The 19940-nt window shown below is 77.4% G+C and carries 1 protein-coding gene; it reads left to right on the plus strand.

Annotation, left to right across the window (positions count from 1 at the left end; translation table 11 throughout):
• Window positions 1–8: 8 nt before the first annotated feature.
• Window positions 9–19895: a non-ribosomal peptide synthase/polyketide synthase gene (locus ACFU7Z_RS02625; protein ID WP_380775501.1), complete on the plus strand. Its 19887-nt coding sequence runs from the start codon at window positions 9–11 to the stop codon at window positions 19893–19895.
• Window positions 19896–19940 lie beyond the last annotated feature (45 nt).

Genomic DNA, 19940 nt, shown 5'->3' on the forward strand with positions numbered 1-19940 from the left:
CGACGACCATGACGCCTTCGACGCCTCCGACGCCCTCGAAGCGGGACCGCGCCGCGGCCCTGCCCGCCGACCTGCGCGAAGCCCTGCGCCGGCGGCTGGCCGGCCGGTCCGGCGGCGACGGGGCCGCCGCCGAGCGGGCCATCCCGCGCGCCGACCGCGGCCGTCCGCTGCCGCCGTCCTTCGTCCAGCAGCGGCTCTGGTTCCTCGACCGGCTGCGCCCCGGGGACCCGCGCTACAACAGCGCCGTCGCCCTGCGCTTCACCGGCGAGCTGGACCGCACCGCGCTCGCCGCGGCGCTGACCGCCGTGGTGGCGCGCCACGAGGCGCTGCGCACCACCTTCGCGGAGAGCGACGGCCGGCCGGTGCCGACCGTCCGGGAGCCCGGGCCGGTGGAGCTGCCGGTCCGCGAACCGGCCGAGGGCGAGAGCCTGGACGCCGTCCTGCTCCAGGAGTACTCCCGGCCCTTCGACCTCGAACGGGGGCCGCTGCTGCGCGCCCTGCTGGTCGCCGAGACGCCGCACGCCCACGTCCTGCAGCTGACCGCCCACCACATCGTCACCGACGGCTGGTCGATGGGCGTCGTCCTGGACGAACTGTGCACCGCCTACGAGGCCCTGGTCCGTGGCGCCGACCCCGCACTGCCCGAAGTCGCCGCCCAGTACCCGGACTTCGCGGCCTGGCAGCGCGAGCAGCTCGCCGGCGACCGGCTGGAGCGGCAGCTCGCCCACTGGCGGGAGAAGCTGGCCGGCGCCGTGCCGTCCGACCTGCCGCTGGACCACCCGCGGCGCGGCGAGGAGGCCGGCCCCGGCGGCCTGCACACCTTCACCGTCCCCGCGCCGCTCACCGCCCGGCTGCGCGCCCTCGCGACCGAGCAGCACGGCACCCTCAACACCGCGCTGGTGGCCGGCACCCAGGCGCTGCTCGCCCGCTGGTCCGGCCAGCAGGACGTCACCGTCGGCTCGCTGATGGCCGGGCGCACCCGCACCGAGCTGGAACGGGCCGTCGGCTGCTTCGTCAACACGGTGGTGCTGCGCACCCGGGTGGCGCCCGACGCCTCCTTCCGCGAGCTGCTCGCCGCCGCCACCGAGACCGGCAACGACGCCCTCGCGCACGGCGACACGCCCTTCGAACGGATCGTCGAGGCGGTCGGCGCGCCCCGCGAGGCCGGCCGCAACCCGCTGTTCGACGTCCTGGTGCTGCTGCACCCCGCCCCGCCCACCGCCGGGGACCGGCCCGGACTCGCCACCGCCCCGGTCACCGTGCCCCGGCAGGCCGCCACCTTCGACCTCAGCGTGGAGTTCGTCCCCGACGGCGAGGCGCTCACCGGCGTCCTGGAGTACCGCGCCGACCTCTTCGACGCCCCCACCGCGGGCCGGATGGCCGAGCAGCTGCTGCGCCTGCTGGAGGGCGCCGCCGCCGAACCGGACCGCCCGCTCGCCACCCTGCCGCTGCTCTCCGCGCGGGAGACCGAGCAGGTCACCCGGGGCTGGAACGCCACCGAGCTGCCCGTCGAGGCCGTCAGCCTGCCGGAGCTGCTCCGGCGCCGGGCCGAACGGACCCCGCACGCCCTGGCCCTGGTCGCGGGGGAGGAGCGCCTCGACTACGCCGAACTGGACGCCCGCGCCGAACGGCTCGCCCGCCGGCTGGCCACCACCGGCGCCGGCCCCGAACGGCTGGTCGCGCTGCGACTGCCGCGCACCGCCGACCTGGTGGTGGCCGTCCTCGCGGTCTGGAAGGTCGGCGCCGGCTACCTGCCGCTCGACCCGGCGCTGCCCTGGGAGCGGGTCGTCTACGTGCTCGAGGACGCCGGGCCGGCCCTGTTCCTGGACGAGGACACCCTGCGCGACCTGCTGGGCAACGACGACCCGGTCGACGTCGTCCTTCCCACGCCGGACCTCGCGACCCCCGCGTACGTGCTCTACACCTCCGGCTCCACCGGTCGCCCCAAGGGCGTCAGCGTCCCGCACCGCGCCCTGGCCCACCTGCTCGCCGCCCACCGGGCCGGCTTCGTCGCCGACGCGGGCGGCGGCCCGCTGAACGTCGCCCTGACCGCCTCCTTCTCCTTCGACACCTCGCTGGAGGGCCTGCTGCTGCTCGCGGACGGCCACCCGCTGCACCTCGTCGACGAGACCACCCGGATGGACCCGGCCGCCCTGGTCGAGTACGTCGTCCGCCACCGGATCGACTTCCTCGACCTCACCCCCTCCTACCTGCGCCAACTGCTGCCCGCCGGGCTGCTCGACGACCCCCGCCACCGCCCCCGGGTGCTGATGCTCGGCGGCGAGGCGGTCGCCCCCCGGCTCTGGCGCGAGCTCGCCGCCCGCCCGGAGACGGCCGCCTACAACTACTACGGCCCCACCGAGTGCACCGTCGACGCCATCGCCTGCCGGATCGACGGCGGGGACCGGCCGCTGATCGGCCGCCCGCTGCCCAACGTCCGCGCCTACGTCCTGGACGGCCGGCTCCAGCCCGTGCCGCCCGGGGTCAGCGGTGAGCTCCACCTGGCCGGCGAGCAGGTCGCCCGCGGCTACGACGGCCGCCCCGGCCTGACCGCCGCCCGCTTCACCGCCGACCCGTACGGCCCGCCCGGCACCCGGATGTACCGCACCGGCGACCTGGCCCGCTGGACGGCCGACGGGCGCCTGGAGTACCTCGGCCGCGCCGACGACCAGGTCAAGGTGCGCGGCCACCGGATCGAACCCGGCGAGATCGAGGCGGCCCTGCTCGACCTGCCCGAGGTCCGCGCCGCCGCCGTGGCCGCCGTCCCCGACGCCCACGGCCACCACCGGCTGGCCGCCTACCTGGTCTTCGCCGACGGCGCCGCCCGCCCCGCCGCCGCCCTGCGCGCCGCCCTGCGCCGGGTGCTGCCCGACCACCTGGTGCCGTCCTCCTTCACCGTGCTCGACGCCCTGCCGCTCGGCACCAGCGGCAAGCTCGACCGCCGCGCCCTGCCCGCCCCCGAAACCGACGTCCGGGAAGGGGAGTTCACCGCCCCGCGCACCCCCGAGGAGGAGACCCTCGCCGCCATCTGGGCCGAGGTGCTGGGCGTGCCCAGGGTCGGCGTCACCGACAACTTCTTCGAACTCGGCGGCGACTCGATCCTGAGCATCCAGGCCGTCTCCCGGGCCCGTGCGGCGGGCCTGCGGATCGGCTCCCAGGACGTCTTCCGCCACCAGACCGTCGCCGACCTGGCCGCCGCGGCCCGCACCGCCGAGCCGCCGGCCGCCCCCGCGCCGCGCCACCACCAGGACGGGCCCGCCCCGCTGACCCCCGTCCAGGAGTGGTTCTTCGCCGCCCACGGCCCGCTGCGGCACTTCACCATGTCGATGCTGCTCGACCTGCCGTACGGGCTGGACGAAGCCGCGCTGGACCGGGCACTGGGCGCGCTGGTGGCCGCCCACCCGGCGCTGCGCACCTGCTTCACCCGCACCGGGGACGGCTGGCGGCAGGAGCCGGCCGCGGACGCCGGAGCGCTGCTGACCGCCCTCGACCCGGCCACCGACCCCGCCGGCGACCGGGAGGCGGAACGGGAGGCGGCCGCCGAGGCCGCCCGCGCCGAGCTGGACCCGGCCACCGGGGCGCTGCTGCGCGCCGTCCTGTTCCGGCCCGCCGACGGTGCCCGGCCCCAACTCCTCCTGACCGCCCACCACCTGGCCGTCGACAGCGTGTCCTGGCGGGTCCTGCTCGCCGACCTGGCACAGGCCTACCGGCAGGCCGCCGAGGGCCGCACCCCCGACCCGGCGCCCGAGCCCACCGCCTTCACCGACTGGGCCCACCGGCTCGCCGAACTCGTCCGGACCGGCGGCCTGGACGCGGACCTGCCGTACTGGACCGCCGAGACCGCCGCCCCCGCCGGGCCGCTGCCCGTCGACCTGCCCGGCACCCCCACCGCCGGCTCGGTGCGCACCCTGCGCCACCGGCTCGACCGGGCCACCACCGAGGCGCTGCTGCGGAAGGTCCCCGAGGCCTACCGGACCCAGGTCAACGACGTGCTGCTCAGCGCGCTGGGCCGGGCCCTCGCCGACTGGACCGGCACCGGGCGGGTCGCCGTCGCCCTGGAGGGCCACGGCCGCGAGGACCTCTTCGACGGCCTCGACCTCTCCCGCACCGTCGGCTGGTTCACCACCCAGTACCCCGTCACCCTGGACCTGCCGGAAGGGACGGACTGGGCCGCCACCCTCAAGCGGGTCAAGGAGCGGCTGCGCGCCGTGCCCCGCCGGGGCCTGGGCTACGAGGCCCTCGCCCGGCTCGGCTCGGCCGCCGCGCTGAGGGACCGTCCGCTGCCGCAGGTCTGCTTCAACTACCACGGCCAGTGGACCGCCCCCGAGGGCGGCGACTTCGCCCCCGCCGGGCAGGCCCCCGGCCGCGACCTCGCCCCCGACGAGCCGCTGGACCACCTGCTCGACGTCTCCGCCGTCGTCGCCGACGGCGAGCTGGAACTCACCTGGCACTACAGCGACCGGGTGCACCGGGAGGAGACCGTCCGGGCCCTGGCCGAGGCCACCGCCGCCGCGCTCACCGGCATCGTCGAGCACTGCGCGAGCCCCGGCGCCGGCGGCCGCACCCCCTCCGACTTCCCGCTGGCCGGCCTCGACCAGGCCGCGCTGGACCGGCTGGTCGGCGACGGCCGGGACGTGACGGACCTGCTGCCGCTCACCCCGCTCCAGGAGGGCATGCTCTTCCACCGCCTGGTCGGCGGCGAGGACGACGTCTACCTCGACCAGGCCGCCCTGCTGCTGGAGGGCGTCGCCGACCCGCACGCCCTCGCCCTGGCCTGGCAGCGGGTCGCCGACCGTACGCCCGCGCTGCGCACCTCCGTGGTCTGGGAGGGCGTGCCCGCCCCGCTCCAGGTGGTGCGCCGGGGCGTCCGGCTGCCGGTGACCCACCTCGACCTGCGGGCCGTCGACCCGGCCGAGCGCGCCGAACGGCTGGAGCGGCTGAAGGCCGAGGACCTCGCCCTCGGCCTGGACATCGCCACCGCCCCGCTCACCCGGCTCACCCTGGTCCGGCTGCCCGAGGCCCGGGTCCAGCTGCTGTGGACCTCCCACCACCTGGTCCTGGACGGCTGGAGCCTCGCCCAGGTGCTCACCGACGTGTTCGCCGAGTACGCGGCGCTCACCACCGGCGCCGCCCCCGCCCCGGCGGTGCGCCGGCCCTTCGCCGACTACGTGCACTGGCTGGCCGGGCAGGACGCCGGGGCCGCCCGGGCCCACTGGCGGTCCGTCCTGGACGGCTTCGCCACCGCCACCCCGCTGCCCGCCGACCGGGCGCGGCGCGAGGCCCACCGGGCCCGCTCGGCGGGCAGCCTCAGCGCCGCCCTGTCCGAGCAGGTCTCCGAGCAACTCGCCCGCACCGCACGGCAGTCCGGGCTTACCCTCGGCACCGTGGTGCAGGGCGCCTGGGCGCTGCTGCTGTCCCGCTACAGCGGCGAGCCGGACGTGCTGTTCGGCACCACCGTCTCCGGCCGGCCCGAGGAGCTGCCCGGCGTCGAGTCGATGATCGGCATGTTCATCAACACCCTGCCCACCCGGGTCCGGGTGGACGGCGAGCGCACCGCCGCCGACTGGCTGCGGGAGCTCCAGGCGGACCAGGCCGAGGCCCGCCGGCACTCGGCGGTCTCGCTCGCCGAACTCACCGGCTTCAGCGACGTCCCCTCTGGCAGCGCGCTGTTCGACAGCATCGTCGCCTTCGAGAACTACCCCTTCGACGACGCCCGCGCCGCCGGCACCGGGGTGCGCCTGGCCGAGGTCTCCTCCCGGGACGCCACCAGCTTCCCGCTGGTGCTGCGCGCCTACCAGGGCGGGCAGGTCGGCTTCGACCTCGCCTACGACCCGGAGCTGTTCGACGCCGCGACGGTGGACGCCCTCGCCGGGCGGCTGCGGCTGCTGCTCACCGAGCTGGCCGCCGGGCTGGACCGCCCGCTGCGCGCGCTGGCCTGGACCACCGAGGAGGAGCGCCGCCGGCTGCTGGTCGACTGGAACGGCACCGCGCAGGGCCGGCCCGCGCGCACCCTGGTCGACCTGTTCGAGGAGCGGGCCGCCCGCACCCCGCGGGCCGAGGCCGTCACCTGCGGCGGGGAGCACCTCGACTACGCCGAGCTGGACGCCCGGGCCGACCGGCTCGCCCACCGGCTGGCCGGGTTCGGCGCCGCCCGCGAGCGGTACGTCGCCCTGGCGCTGCCCCGCACCGCCGACCTCGTGGTGGCCGTCCTCGCCGTCCTCAAGACCGGCGCGGCCTACCTGCCGCTCGACCCGGGCCTGCCCGCCGAACGCCGCGCCGAACTGCTGCGCGACGCCGCCCCGGTGGCCCTGGTCACCCTGGAGCCCCCGGCGGATCCGACCGGCGTCGAGGTCCCCGTCCTCGCCCTGGCCGACCCCGCGGTGCGCGCCGACCTGGCCCGCCGCCCGGCCGGCCCGCTCGGCGCCGGGCACCGCCCGCTGCCCGACAGCCCCGCCTACGCCATCTTCACCTCCGGCTCCACCGGCCGCCCCAAGGGCGTCGTGGTGCCGCACGCCAACGTGGTCCGGCTGTTCGAGCAGACCCGCGAGCTGTTCGGCTTCGGCGCCGAGGACGTCTGGACGCTCTTCCACTCCTACACCTTCGACTTCTCGGTCTGGGAGCTGTGGGGCCCGCTGCTGCACGGCGGCCGGCTCGTCGTGGTGCCCGAGGACACCGCCCGCTCCCCGGAGGACTTCCTGCGGCTGCTCGCCGACGAGCGGGTCACCGTCCTCAACCAGACCCCGTCCGCGTTCCACCAGCTGGCCCGCGCCGACGCCGAACTCCCGGACATATCAGCCCGCTTGGCGTTGCGCACGGTGGTCTTCGGCGGCGAGGCGCTGGACGTCACCCGGCTCGCCGACTGGTACCGGCGCCACCCCGAGGACGCGCCGCGCCTGGTGAACATGTACGGCATCACCGAGACCACCGTGCACGTCACCCACACCGCGCTGGACCCGGCGACCGCCACCGCCGGCGGCCCCGGCCCGATCGGCACCGGCATCGCCGACCTGCGGCTGTACGTGCTCGACGGCGACCTCGCCCCGGTGCCCCCGGGCGCCGTCGGCGAACTGTACGTGGCGGGCGAGGGGCTGGCCCGCGGCTACCTCAACCGGCCCGGCCTGACCGCCGGCCGCTTCCTCGCCGACCCCTTCGGCGCCCCCGGCACCCGGATGTACCGCACCGGCGACCGGGCCCGCTGGCAGGCCGACGGCACCCTGCGCTACCTGGGCCGCGCCGACCAGCAGGTCAAGATCCGCGGCTACCGGATCGAACCCGGCGAGATCGAGGCCGCCCTCCAGACCCACCCGGGCGTCGCCCTGGCCACCGTCGGCGTCCACGAGGACGCCACCGGCACCCGCCGGCTGGTCGCCCACCTCGTCGGGGAGGACCCGGCCCGGCCGCCCGGCGCCGCCGAGCTGCGCGCCCACCTGGAACGCCTGCTCCCCGCCTACCTGGTGCCCGCCGCCTACGTCCCGCTGGCCGCCCTGCCGCTCACCCCCAACGGCAAGCTCGACCGGCGCGCCCTGCCGGTGCCCGGCCCGGACGGCTTCGCGGCCGGCCGCGAGCGCACCGCGCCCCGCACCCCCGCCGAGCGGCTGGTCGCCGAGGCCTGGGCGGAGGTCCTGGACACCGGCGCGGTCGGCGCCGAGGACGACTTCTTCGCCCTCGGCGGGGACTCCATCCTCGCCGTACGGGTCACCGCCCGGCTGCGCGCCGCCTTCGGCGCCGCCGACCTCTCGCCCCGGGTGCTGTTCACCCACCCCGTGCTCGCCGACCTGGCCGAGGCGCTCGGCGCACCCCGCCCCGGCGCCGCACCGGCCGTCATCCCCGCCGCCGACCCGGCGGCCGAGGCGCCGCTCTCCTACGCCCAGCAGCGGCTCTGGTTCCTCGACCGCTTCGAGCCCGGCAGCACCGAGTACACCTCGCTGTCCGTGCTGCGGCTGCGCGGCGCCCTCGACCGGGCCGCCCTGGGCGCCGCCCTGGACGCCCTGGTCGAGCGGCACGAGGCGCTGCGCACCACGTACGCCGAACGGGACGGCCGGGCCCGGCAGGTGGTGCGCCCGCCGCACCCCGTCGAGCTGCCCTGCGCGGACGTCCCGGCGGCGGAGCTGGACGCCCACCTGGAGCGGATCGCCACCGCCCCCTTCGACCTCGCCGAAGGCCCCGTGCTCCGCGCCCACCTGGCCCGGACGGCCGCCGAGGAGCACGTCCTCGCCCTGGCGGTGCACCACATCGCCACCGACGGCTGGTCGATGGGCGTACTCGGCCGCGACCTCGGCGAGCTGTACGCCGCCGCCCTCGAACGGCGGAGCCCGCGGCTGCCCGCGCTGCCCGTCCGGTACACCGACTACGCGGCCTGGCAGCGCACCCGCACCGCCGCCGCCGAGGCCGACCTCGACCACTGGCGCCGGGCCCTGGACGGCCTGGCCCCGCTGGAACTGCCCACCGACCGGCCGCGCCCCGCGGTGCGCACCCGGGAGGGCGCGCTGACGACCTTCACGCTTCCCGCCGAGCTCACCGCCCGGCTGCGCGAGCGCGGCCGCGAGGCCGACGGCACCCTCTACACCGTCCTGCTGGCCGCCTGCCAGGTGCTGCTGGCCCGCTGGTCCGGGCAGCGCGACGTCGCCGTCGGCACCGTCACCTCCGGCCGCGAGCAGGGCGAACTCCACGACGTGGTCGGCATGTTCGTCAACACCCTGGTGCTGCGCGGCGACGTCCGCCCCGAACTGACCTTCCACGAGCTGCTGACCGCCGCCCAGCACACCGTGCTGGACGCCCTGGCCCACCAGGAGGTGCCCTTCGAACGGCTGGTGGACGCCCTCCAGCCGGAGCGCGACACCAGCCGCACCCCGCTGTTCCAGGTGATGGTGGCACTGCACAACCTCGGCGCCGAGACGCCCCCGCTGCCCGGCCTGACGGTCGAACCCGTCACCCCGCCGGTCCGCAGCGCCGCCTTCGACCTCTCCTTCGACTTCGCCGAGCACGACGGCGGCCTGACCGGCTACCTGGAGTACAGCACCGGGCTGTTCGACGCGCGGACCGCCGAGCAGCTGGCCGACCGGCTGACCACCCTGCTGGCGGCCGTCGCCGAGGCGCCCGGGACGGCCGTCGGCGAGCTGCCGCTGATGAGCGGGGACGAGCGGCGGCAGGTGCTGCGCCAGGGCCGGGGCGAGCCGCTGCCCGGGCCGGACACCACCTTCACCGCCCTGTTCGAGGAGCAGGCCGCCCGCACCCCGGACGCCACCGCGCTGGTCGCCCGGGACGCCACGCTGGACTACGCCGCCCTCAACGCCCGGGCCAACCGGCTCGCCCGCCACCTGACGGCCCTCGGCGCCGGCCCGGAGCAGGTGGTCGCCGTCCGGCTGCCGCGCACCTCCGACCTGGTGGTGGCGCTGTTCGCGGTGCTCAAGGCCGGGGCCGTCCTCCAGTTCGTCGACCCGGACCTGCCCGAGGAGCGGGCCGCCCTGCTGCTGGCGGACACCCGGCCGCGCACGGTGCTGACCGAGCGGGACCTGCGCGAGGTGCCCTGGGACGCCCTGCCCGGCCACGACCTGACCGACGCCGAGCGGACCGCCCCGCTCCTGCCGGGGAACGCCGCTTACCTGATCCACACCTCCGGCTCCACCGGCCGCCCCAAGGGCGTGGTCGTCGAGCACCGCCAGCTGGTCAACCTCTGCCGCGACCACCGGGAGGGGATGCTCGCCCCGCACACCGCCGACGGCGCCCGGCTGAAGGTCGCCCTCAGCGCCTCCCTCTCCTTCGACACCAGCTGGGAGGGCCCGCTGCTGCTGGTCTCCGGCCAGGAGCTCCACCTGATCGACGAGGACGTCCGGCTGGACCCGCAGGCCTTCTGCGCCAGGATCGTCGAGCAGCGGCTCGACGTCGTCAACGTCACCCCCTCCTACCTGCGCGAACTCACCGCCGCCGGACTGTTCGGCCCCGCCCCGCACCACCCCCGGCTGCTCCAGCTCGGCGGCGAGGCGATCCCCGCCGCCACCTGGCGGGAGCTGGCCGAGGTCCGGGCCCGACTCGGCGTCACCGTCTACAACCTGTACGGGCCCACCGAGTGCACCGTCGACGCCGCCTACGCCCGCTGCGCCGACCACCCCGGGCGCCCGGTGATCGGCCAGCCGGGCCGCGGCGTCACCGCCTACGTACTGGACGACGCGCTGCGCCCGGTGCCGCCCGGCATGCCGGGGGAGCTGTACCTGGCCGGTCGGCAGGTCGCCCGCGGCTACCTCGGCCGGCCCGGGCTCACCGCCGGCCGCTTCCTCGCCGACCCGTACGGCGCCCCCGGCACCCGGATGTACCGCACCGGCGACCTCGCCCGCTGGGACGCCGCCGGGCAGCTGGAGTTCCTCGGCCGGGCCGACGACCAGGTCAAGATCCGCGGCTTCCGGATCGAGCCCGGCGAGGTCGAGGCCGCCCTGCTGACCCACCCCGACCTCGCGGACTGCGCCGTCGCCGCCCGCGAACAGGGCGGCCGGACCCTGTTGGTCGGCTACCCGGTGCCGGCCGGCGACCGGGTGCCGCCCGCCGAGGAGCTGCGCGCCTGGCTGCGGCGCACCCTGCCCGACCACCTGGTGCCCACCGCGTTCGTCCCGCTCGCCCGCGTCCCGCGCACCACCAGCGGCAAGACCGACCGGCGCGCCCTGCCCGCCCCGCCCGCCCAGCCGGACCGCACCACCCCGTACGTCGCCCCGCGCCCCGGCACCGAGGAGCGGCTCGCCGCGATCTGGGCCGAGGTGCTGGGCGTGCGGCGGGTCGGCGCCCGGGACAACTTCTTCGCGCTCGGCGGCGACTCCATCCTCAGCATCCAGATCGTCTCCCGGGCCCGCGCCGCCGGACTCGCCCTCACCACCAAGGACGTCTTCCGCTACCAGAACGTCGCCGAACTCGCCCTCTGCGCCGGGGAGTCGACCGTACGGACGGAAGCGGACGAGGCCGAGCCCGCCGAGGCCCCGCTCACCCCGATCCAGCACTGGTACCTCGACGGGCGCCGCCCCGGCGAGGCGCTGCGCTTCACCATGACCCAGCGGCTGGTGCTGGCCCCGGACACCGACCCGGCGGCGCTGCGGCAGGCGGTGCTCGCGCTGGTGGAGCACCACCCGGCGCTGCGCACCCGCTTCCGCCACGGCGAGGGAGGCTGGCACCAGGAGGTCCGGGAGCAGGCGCCGGACGGTGTCTTCACCCACCACCGGACCGTCCTGGAGACGGAGGTGCAGCGGGCCGCCGAGGAGGCCCAGCGCTCCCTCGACCCGCTCCAGGGCCGGATGCTGCGCGCCCTGTACTTCGACGGCGGCGCCGGCCGGCCCGGCCAGCTCGTGCTGACGATCCACCACCTGGCCGTGGACGGCGTCTCCTGGCGCATCCTGCTGGCCGACCTCGAAGCCGCCCACCAGGCCGCCCGCACCGGCGCGCCCGTCCGGCTGCCGGAGCCGGGCACCTCCTACACCCGGTGGGCCGCCCGGCTGGAGCGGCACACCCGCTCCGGCGCCCTGGACGGCGACACCGCGTACTGGACCCGCACCGGCGAGGCCCCGGCCGGACTGCCCGCCGGGCGCCCGGGCGCCAACACCCACGGCGCCGCCGCCACCGTCACCGTGACGCTGGACGAGGCGACCACCGGGGCGCTGCTGCGCCGCGTCCCGGAGGTCTACCGCACCCAGGTCAACGACGTCCTGCTCAGCGCCCTCGGCCGCACCCTGGCCCGCTGGTGCGGCCGGGACACGGTGCTGATCGGGGTGGAGGGCCACGGCCGCGAGGACCTCTTCCCCGACCAGGACCTCTCCCGGACGGTCGGCTGGTTCACCGCCGAGTTCCCGCTCGCCCTGTGCGTCGACCCCGAGGCGGGCTGGCACCACACCCTGCGCTCGGTCAAGGAGCAGCTGCGCGCCGTCCCGCTGCGCGGACTCAGCCACGGCGCGCTGCGCCACCTGCTCCCGTCCGCCCTCCCGGAGGGCGCGGCCGCGCCGCAGGTCGGCTTCAACTACCACGGCCAGTGGGACACCCGCACCGGCGCCGACGGGCTGCTGCGCGGCTCGCTGCCCCCGGCCGGGCGCGACACCGACCCCGATGAGCCCCGCCCCTACCTGCTCGACGTCATCGGGGCCGTCCAGGACGGCCGGCTCGAACTGGGCTGGACCTACCCGGCGGAGGTCTACGAGGAGGCCGCCGTCCGCGCCCTCGCCGAGCAGACCCTCCAGGCGCTGCGCGAGCTGGCCGAGCACTGCGCGGGCCCCGGCGCCGGCGGCCGCACCCCGTCCGACTTCCCGCTGGCCGGCCTCGACCAGGAACGGCTGGACGGCCTGGTCGGCGACGGCCGCGAGGTCGCGGACGTGCTGCCGCTGACCCCGCTCCAGTCGGGCATGCTCTTCCACGGCCTGGTCGACGAGGACGGCGCCTACGTGGACCGGATCGCCGTCCGGCTGGCCGGCGTCGGCGACCCGGCGGCCTTCGCCGCCGCCTGGCAGCAGGTCGCCGACCGCACCCCGGCGCTGCGCACCGCCGTGCACTGGCGCGGCCTGCCGCACCCCGTCCAGCTGGTCGCGCGCCGCGCCGCCCTGCCCGTCCGCCACCTCGACTGGCGCGCCCTGACGCCCGAACGGCGGGCCGAGGAGACCGAGCGGCTGCTCGCCGAGGAGCGGGCCGCCGGCCTGGACCTGGGCACCGCGCCGCTCACCCGCCTCGTCCTGGCCGCGCTGCCCGACGAGGAGGTGCTGCTGCTCTGGTCCACCCACCACGTGATCCTGGACGGCTGGAGCACCGGCCAGCTGCTCACCGAGGTCTGCGAGGAGTACGCCGCGCTGACCGGCGGCCCGCAGGCGCCCCGCCCCGTCCGCCGCCCGTTCGCGGACTTCCTGGCCTGGCTGCGCGAGCAGGACGGGCGGGCCGCCGAGGAGCACTGGAGCGCCGCGCTGGCCGGGTTCACCGAACGGACCGCGCTGCCCTACGACCGCCGCCCCGCCGGGGCCCACCGGGCCCGCTCCACTGCCGCCGTCCACCGCGTCCTGGACGAGGCGGCCTCCGCCCGGCTGCGGGAGAACGCCGCCGCCGCCGGACTGACCGTCAACACCCTGGTCGAGGGCGCCTGGGCGCTGCTGCTGGCCCGCTACGGCGGCACCGCGGACGTCGTCTTCGGCACCACCGTCTCCGGGCGCCCGGCCGAACTGCCCGGCGTCGAGACGATGATCGGGCTGTTCATCAACACCGTGCCCGCCCGGGTCCGCATCCCCTCGGGCGGCGTGCTGCCCTGGCTGCGCGACCTCCAGGACCGCCAGAGCGAGGGCCGCGGCCACGACCACCTGGCGCTGACCCGGATCCAGGGCCTGAGCGAACTGCCCGCCGGGGAGCCGCTGTTCGACAGCATGCTGGTGTTCGAGAACTACCCCGTCGACGAGTCCGCCGCGGACCGCACCGGCGTCCGGGTGGTCGAGGTGCGCGCCGACGACGCCACCACCTTCCCCTGGTGCCTGCGCGCCCACCTGAGCGGACAGCTCGCCTTCGACCTGGCGTACGACCCCGCGCTCTTCGACCAGCGGACGGCCCGGGACGCCGCCGACCGCCTCGCCCTGCTGCTGACCGCCCTCGCCGACGGCCTGGACGGCGACCTCGCCGCACTGGACCCGCTCACCCCGGCCGACCGCGACCTGCTCGCCTCCTGGCACGCCACCGCCCGCCCGCCGGAGCCGCGCAGCCCGCTGCGGATCTTCGCCGAACAGGTCCGCCGCACCCCCGACGCCCCCGCCGTGCGCGAGGGCGGGCGCGAGCTGAGCTACCGCGGGCTGGACGACTGGTCCGACCGGCTGGCCGCCCGGCTGCTCGCCGACGGCCTGGCCCCCGAGGACCGGGTCGCACTGGCGATGGACCGCGGCACCGAACTCGTCGTCGCCCAGCTGGCCGTCCTCAAGGCCGGCGGCGCCTACCTGCCCGTCGACCGGCGCGCCCCCGAGGAGCGCCGCCGCACCCTGCTGGAGCGGGCCGGCGCGGCCGTGACCCTGACCGCCGGACAGGTCGCCGCCGCCCGCGACGGGGCGGCCGCCCCGGACCTGCCGCCCGCAGACCCGGACCGGCTGGCGTACGTGATGTACACCTCCGGCTCCACCGGCGAGCCCAAGGCCGTCGCCGTCCGCCACCGCGACGTCGCCTCGCTCGCCACCGACAGCCGCTTCACCGGCGGCCGCTGCGCCCGGGTGCTGCTGCACTCGCCGGTCGCCTTCGACGCCGCCACCTTCGAGGTCTGGGCGCCGCTGCTGAACGGCGGCTGCGTGCTCGTCGCCCCCGACGGGCCGGTGGACGCCGCGCTGCTGCGCCGCCTCGCCGGCCCCGACGGGCCCACGGCGCTCTGGCTCACCGCAGGGCTGTTCCGGCTGCTCGCCCAGGACGCGCCGGACTGCTTCGGCGGCCTGCGGACCCTGTGGACCGGCGGCGACGTGGTACCCGCCGCCGCCGTGCGCCGCGTTTTGGCGGCCTGCCCCGGGCTGACCGTGGTGGACGGCTACGGGCCCACCGAGACCACCACCTTCGCCACCGCCCACGCCCTGTCGGACGCCGCCGCGGTGCCCGACACCGTCCCGATCGGCCGCCCGCTGGACGACCGCCGGGCGCACGTCCTGGACGCCCGGCTGCGGCCCGTCCCGCCGGGCTGCGCGGGCGAGCTCTACCTGGCCGGCGAGGGCCTGGCCCGCGGCTACCTGGGCCGCCCCGGCGCGACCGCCGCCCGCTTCCTCGCCGACCCCTCCGGCCCGCCCGGCGCCCGGATGTACCGCACCGGGGACCTCGCCCGGCGCCGCCCGGACGGCACCGTGGAGTTCCTCGGCCGCGCGGACGACCAGGTGAAGATCCGCGGCTTCCGGGTCGAGCCCGCCGAGGTGGAGGCCGCCCTGGCCGCCCACCCGCTGGTCGCCGATGTCGCCGTGGTCGTCCGCGAGGACCGGCCCGGCGCCCGCCGGCTGGTCGCCTACGCCGTCGGCACCGACGGCGCCCCCGACCCCGGCGAACTGCGGGACTTCGCCGCCCGCGCCCTGCCCGACTACCTCGTCCCGGCCGCCTTCGTCCCGCTCGACGCCCTCCCGCTCAGCCGCAACGGCAAGGTCGACCGCGCCGCCCTCCCGGCCCCCGAGGAGCGGCCCGGCGGGCGCCGCGAGCGGGTCGAACCGCGCACCGCGGCCGAACGCCGCACCACCGAGCTCTTCGCCGAGGTCCTCGGCATCCGCCCGCCCGGCACCGACGAGGGCTTCTTCGACCTCGGCGGCGACTCCATCCTCAGCATCCGGCTCGCCGCCCGCCTCACCGAGGCCTTCGGCACCGAGCTCGGCCCGCGCGCCGTCTTCGACCACCCCACCCCGGCCGGCCTGGCCCGGCTGCTCACCGAGGAGCCCGCCGCCCCGGCCCGCCCGCCCGTCGTCCCGGTGCCCCGCACGGGCGCCGCCCCGATGTCCCACGCCCAGCAGCGCCTCTGGTTCCTGGAGGAGTTCACGCCCGGCGTCTCCGAGAACGTCGCGCTCGCGCTGCGGTTGCGCGGCACCCTCGACACCGGCGCCCTCGGCGCGGCCCTGGACGCCCTGACGGCCCGGCACGAGTCGCTGCGCACCACCTTCGACAGCGTCGACGGCCACGGCGTCCAACTGGTCCACCCGCCGCACGCCGTGCCGCTGCCGCTGCACGACCTCTCCGGGCGGCCCGCCGACGAACGGCCGCGGGCCCTGCGCGACCTGCTCGCCGCCGACCGCGCCCGCCCCTTCGACCTGCGCCGCGGGCCACTGCTGCGCGCCACCCTGGCCCGGCTGGCCGACCGCGAGCACGTGCTGGCGCTGACCCTGCACCACATGGTCACCGACGGCTGGTCCACCGGCGTGCTGCTCACCGACCTGGCCCACCTCTACCGCGCCGAACTCGGCGCCACCGAAGCCGAGTTGGCGCCCCTGCCGGTGCAGTACGCCGACTACGCCCACTGGCAGCGCACCGCCGGGGCGCCCACCGGGGACCAGCTCGCCTACTGGAAGGGCCGACTGACCGGCGTGGTCCCGCCGCAGCTGCCCACCGACCGGCCCCGGCCCGCGGTGCGCACCGCCAACGCCGCCAACGCCGCCACCGTCCGACTGGAGCTGCCCGCCGACACCGCCCGCCGGCTGGCCGAGGTCGGCCGGCGGCGCGGCGCCACCCTGTTCACCACCCTGGTCGCCGCCGCCCAGGCCTACCTGGCCCGGCTCTGCGGGGACACCGACATCACCGTCGGCACCATCACCTCCGGCCGGCACCGGCCCGAGGTCCAGCGGCTCGTCGGATTCTTCGTCAACACCCTGGTGCTGCGCTCCCGGGTCGAGCCCGGACAGCCCTTCGACGCCCTCCTCGGCGAGGTCCGGCAGACCGTCCTGGACGCCTTCGCCCACCAGGACGTGCCCTTCGAGAAGGTGGTCGACGAAGTCCAGCCGGTGCGCGACACCAGCCGCAGCCCGCTGTTCCAGGTCCACGTGGTGCTCCAGAACGCGCCGTCCGCCGAACCCGACCTCCCGGGCCTCGACGTGACCGGCATCGAGCCCGACGCGGTACGGACGCCCTTCGAGCTGGTGCTGGAGTTCGTCGAGACCGCGAGCGGCGCCCTGCACGGCCTGTTCACCTACGACACCGACCTGTTCGACCCGGCCACCGTCGAGCGGATGGCCGGCCAGCTCGCCACCCTGCTCACCGCCGTCGCCGAGGACCCGTCCCGCGCCGTCGGCGCGCTGCCGCTGGCCGGCCCGGACGAGTCGCCCGCCGAGCCGCACGGCGGCTTCCGGCCGGTGGCGGAGGCGACCCTGCCCGAGCTGTTCGAGCGCCGGGCCGCCGCCACCCCCGGGGCACCGGCCCTGCTCGACGGCGAACGGGAGCTGAGCTTCGCCGACCTCGACCGGGCCGCCAACCGGCTGGCCCACCAGCTCATCCGGCGCGGCGTCGGCCCCGAGCGGCTGGTCGCCCTCGCCCTGCCCCGCTCGGCGGCCATGGTGGTCGCCCAGCTCGCCGTCGCGAAGGCCGGCGGCGCCTTCCTCCCCGTCGACCCCGACTACCCGGCGCCCCGGCGGGAGTTCATGGTCCGCGACGCCGCCGCCCACCTGCTGCTCGACGACCCGGCCCAGGTCTGGTCCGCCGAGGGCCCGGACACCGCGCCCACCGACGCCGACCGCACCAGCGCCCTCACCCCCGCCCACCCCGCCTACGCCGTCTACACCTCCGGCTCCACCGGAACGCCCAAGGGCGTCCTGGTCACCCACCGAGGCCTCGCCGTCTTCGCGGCCGCCGCCGCCGAGCAGTACGCCGTCGGCCCCGGCGACCGGGTGCTCCAGTTCGCCTCGCCCAGCTTCGACGCCTCCGTCCTGGAACTGTGCATCTCGCTGCTCTCCGGCGCCGCCCTCGTCACCGGCGAGGAGGGGCCGCTGGTCGGCGAACGGCTCGCCGAGGCCCTGACCGCCCGCCGGATCAGCCACACCCTGATCCCCCCGGCCGCCCTGGCCACCCTGGAACCCGAGACCGCCGCGGCCCTGACCGGGCTGCGCACCCTGGTCGTCGGCGCCGAGGCCTGCCCGGCCGACCTGGTCGACACCTGGGCCCCTGGCCGGCGCATGGTCAACTCCTACGGCCCCACCGAGGCCACCGTCGTCGCCACCTGGACCGGCCCGCTCGCCCCCGGCAGCGGCAGCCCCGCGATCGGCCGCCCCAGCGGCGCCACCCGCGCGTACGTCCTGGACACCGCCCTGCGGCCGGTGCCGCCCGGCGTCACCGGGGAGCTCTACCTGGCCGGCCCCGGCCTCGCCCGCGGCTACCTCGGCCGCCCCGGCCTCACCGCCCGGAGCTTCCTCCCCGACCCGTACGGCGCCCCCGGCGAGCGGATGTACCGCACCGGCGACCTCGCCCGCCGCGCCGCCGACGGCCAGCTCCGGTTCGCCGGCCGCGCCGACGAGCAGATCAAGCTGCGCGGCTTCCGGATCGAACCCGGCGAGATCGAGAGCGCCCTGCGCCGCAGCCCCCTGGTGCGCGACGCCGTCGTCACCGTCCGCGCCGACGGCCCGGGCGGCGGCCGGCTGGTCGGCTACGTCGTCCCCGCCGACGCCACCGCCGGCGCCCCAGCCCTCGACCTGCGGCTCCACCTCGCCGAGACGCTGCCGCCGCACCTCGTCCCCTCGGCCTTCGTCGCGCTGGAGCGGCTCCCGCTCACCCCCAACGGCAAGCTCGACCGGCGGGCCCTGCCCGACCCCGGTCCCGCCCAGGCCGCGGCCGGCCCCGGCCGGGCGCCGGAGACCGACCTCGAACGCCGGATCGCCCGGATCTGGGCCGACGTCCTCGGCCTCGACGAGGTCGGCGCCGACGACAACTTCTTCCTGCTCGGCGGCGACTCCATCCTCAGCATGCAGGTGGTCTCCCGGCTGCGCCGCGACGGCCTGCACCTGGCCACCCGCGACCTGTTCAGCCACCAGACGGTGGCCGAACTGGCCACCGTCGTACGCACCGCCACCGAGCGCGCCGACGACGGCCCGGTGACCGGCGGCGTCCCGCTCACCCCCATCCAGGAGTGGTTCCTGACCACCCCGCGCGCCGCCCACCACCACTTCAACCAGTCCACCCTGCTCGAACTCGCCGCCGACCCCGACCCGGCGGCGCTGCGCACCGCGCTCGACGCCCTGCTGGAACACCACGACGCCCTGCGGATGCGCTTCACCCGCGACGAGGCCGGCTGGCACCAGTTCAACCCGCCGCCCGCCCCCGCCGAGGACCTCCTGGTCCACCACGACCTGACCGGGCAGGACGCCGGGGCCGCCGACGCGGCCATGGCCAAGGCCGCCGACGAGCTGCACGCCGGCTTCGACCTGGCCCGCGGCCCGCTGCTGCGCGCAGCCCTGTTCACCGGCCACCCGGAGCACCCGGCCCTGCTGCTCCTGGTCGCCCACCACCTGGTCGTCGACGCCGTCTCCTGGCGGGTGCTGCGCGACGACCTGGAGAGCGCCCACCGCCAGGCCGTCCAGGGCGGGCCGGTCACCCTGGGGGAGCGCGGCACCTCCTTCCGGGACTGGGCGCAGCGGCTCGCCGCCCATGTCGCCGAGGGCGGCCTGGACCACGAACTCCCGTACTGGGAGGAGGCGGTGGGCGCCCGGGCGGCCCTGCCCGGCAGCCCGTCCGGGACCGGCGGTCCGTCCGGTCCCGGCGGCCCTTCCGGTGCCGGCGGTGCCGAGACCGCGGCGGTCACCGTCGAACTCGACGAGGCCGACACCGAGGCGCTGCTGCGCGCCGCCCCCGCCGCCTACCGCACCCGGGTCAACGACGTGCTGCTGGCCGCCCTCGCCCTCGCCCTGGCCCGCTGGAGCGGGCAGCAGCGGATCGGCCTGGACCTGGAGGGGCACGGCCGCGAGGACCTGCTGGACGGCGTCGACCTGTCCCGTACGGTCGGCTGGTTCACCACCGTCCACCCCGTCACCTTCCACGTCCCCGACCCCGCCGAGCCCGGCCCGGACCGCGACTGGCGCGCCCTGGTGAAGTCCGTCCGCCGCCAGCTGCGCGCGGTGCCCGGCAACGGCCTGGGCTTCGGCGCCCTGCGCACCTTCGGGACGCCCGAGGTCCGCGAGCGCCTCGCCGCCGGCGGCCACGGCCAGGTCGTCTTCAACTACCTCGGCCAGTGGGACGCCCGGCCCGAGGCCGCCGGCGACGGCCTGGTCCGCGCCGAACTCGGCTCCTTCGGCCAGGACCACGACCCGCGGGACGGCGGCTCCCACCCGCTGGAGGTGGTCGGCGCGGCCCAGCACGGACGCCTCGCCTTCACCTGGCACCACCGGCCCGCCGTCCACGGCACCGGGGCCGTCCGCCGGGCCGCCGAGGACTTCGCCGCCGCCCTGCGGCAGATCGCCCGGCACGCCCGGGAAGGACGGTGACGACACCGCCCACCCGCACCGGACCCGCCGACCCGTACCGACCCG

This window comes from Kitasatospora sp. NPDC057518 (genome assembly GCF_042802075.1).
In the GTDB taxonomy this organism is placed as follows: Bacteria; Actinomycetota; Actinomycetes; order Streptomycetales; family Streptomycetaceae; genus Kitasatospora.